This window comes from Pseudomonas sp. (assembly GCF_032058845.1).
Taxonomy (GTDB): domain Bacteria; phylum Pseudomonadota; class Gammaproteobacteria; order Pseudomonadales; family Pseudomonadaceae; genus Aquipseudomonas.
The window spans coordinates 1-1,836 of record NZ_DAMCCR010000144.1; the positions used below are offsets into that span (position 1 = coordinate 1).

Annotated in this window: 2 protein-coding genes and 1 pseudogene; all 3 read right to left on the reverse strand. The window is 66.3% G+C overall.

All coding sequences use genetic code 11. The features are described 5' to 3' along the window. A pseudogene (locus RT028_RS18940) lies at positions 1 to 250 on the reverse strand (HAD family hydrolase); the annotation flags it as partial. After that, entirely contained in the window at positions 247 to 1,116 is an 870-nt protein-coding gene (gene tesB / locus RT028_RS18945) for an acyl-CoA thioesterase II (protein ID WP_312936825.1), read from the reverse strand. The gene tesB and the pseudogene RT028_RS18940, both read right to left, overlap by 4 nt. An 89-nt stretch (positions 1,117 to 1,205) precedes the next feature. Continuing rightward, a complete protein-coding gene (locus RT028_RS18950; RefSeq protein ID WP_312936826.1) occupies positions 1,206 to 1,775 on the reverse strand; it encodes a GNAT family N-acetyltransferase in 570 nt (189 codons plus the stop codon). Positions 1,776 to 1,836 lie beyond the last annotated feature (61 nt).

Below are 1,836 nucleotides of genomic sequence, written 5' to 3' on the forward strand. Positions count from 1 at the left end.
CGGCCAGCGCCCGCACCAGCGCGACCGCACCCGGCGCCGGGCGCGAGCCCAGGGCCAGATCGCGCTCGTGCTCCAGCAGCCAGGCATGCTTGGCGGCGGCTTCATCTGCCGGCAACGCCGCCAGATGACCGAGGATGTCGTCCGCCGGCGGAATGTCCAGGGCCACGCGAATGGCCGCGAAATCATGCACCGCCACCGTCAGGGTGCCGTCCATGTCGAACACCCAGTGGCGAATCTGCTCGAGCCTCATGCCCAGTCCTTGCGGTGGCGGATCAGCCCTTCCTGGCTGGACGAGGCCACCAGCTGGCCGGCGCGGTTGTAGATGCTGCCGCGGTTGAAGCCCCGCGCATTGCCCGCCCACGGGCTGTCAGTGGCGTACAGCAGCCATTCATCGGCGCGCAGGTTGGCATGGAACCACAGCGAATGGTCGAGGCTGGCGATCTGCATGTCGTTGTTCCACACCGACTTGCCATGCGGCAGCAGGGAGGTGGTCAGCAAGCCGAAGTCCGAGGCGTAGGCCAGCAGGTATTTGTGCAGCGCCGGAACGTCGGGCAGGCTGCCGTCGGCGCGGAACCACACGTACTTGACCGGATCATCGGGCTTGGGATTGAACGGATCACGCTCGGTCACCGGGCGGATCTCGATGGGCTTGGGGCGCAGCACCTTTTCCCGCAGACGCTCAGGCAAATGCGTCGCCAGGCTACTGGCCAGCTCCAGTTCACTGGGCAGGTTTTCCGGCCCGACCACCTGAGGCATGGCCGCCTGGTGCAGAAAGCCTTCTTCGTCGTACTGGAACGAGGCGCTGCAGGTGAAGATCGGCTGGCCTTTCTGGATCGCCGTGACCCGGCGCGTGCTGAAGCTGCCGCCGTCGCGCACGCGGTCGACCGAATACACCACCGGCATGCTGGCATCGCCCGGACGCAGGAAATAACCGTGCAGCGAGTGCACATGGCGGGCATCTTCCACCGTCTGGCTGGCCGCCGACAGCGACTGGCCCAGCACCTGACCGCCGTACAGCTGGCGGAAGCCCAGGTCCTGGCTACGGCCACGGAACAGGTTTTCTTCGATTGCTTCAAGACTCAGCAGGTCGACCAGGTCGTCCAGCACATCACTCATCGGTCTTTCTCCAGGCAAGGCGTGCGCACTACGGCGTTTGATGGGCAAAGATGATACAGGGTTTGTCGCTGGCCCCCCATGCGATCCCGCTAGCCGCGTACGGTCTGCAGCCACTGCTCACGGTCGATGCGATACAACACGTGCGGGCGCAGCGGGTGATCGGGCGGCAGCCGGGGATGGTCGAATGCACCCTCGGTATCGGGCTGCATGCCGATGGCCTGCATCACTTTCTGCGACGCCAGGTTGTTCTGCGTGGTGAAAGCCACCACCTGGTCGAGGTGCAACTGGCTGAAGGCGCAGCGCAGGCAGGCCCACGCCGCCTCGCTGGCCAGGCCCAGGCCCCAGTGTCGCCTGGCCAGGCGCCAGCCGATTTCCACCGCCGGCGTGAACGGCGCCTCGAAGCTGACGTTGAGCAGGCCGGTCATGCCGATGAAGGCACCGTTGTCCTTGCGCTCCAGCGCCCACAGGCCAAAGCCGTATTCGTTGAAATGCCCGCGCAAGCGGCCGACCAGCGCGGCGGCTTCCAGGCGTGTCAGGGGTGCGGGAAAGTAGCGCATCACCTGCGGGTCGGCACACAGCGCGGCAAACTCGACGAGGTCGTCGTCCTGCCACTGGCGCAGGATCAGGCGCGGGCTTTCCAGGGTGGCAATCAGGGTCATGCGGGGCTCCAGTAGATGGCGGTGCAGTCCATAGCGTAGGCGCACTGGCCACGCCTGCGCG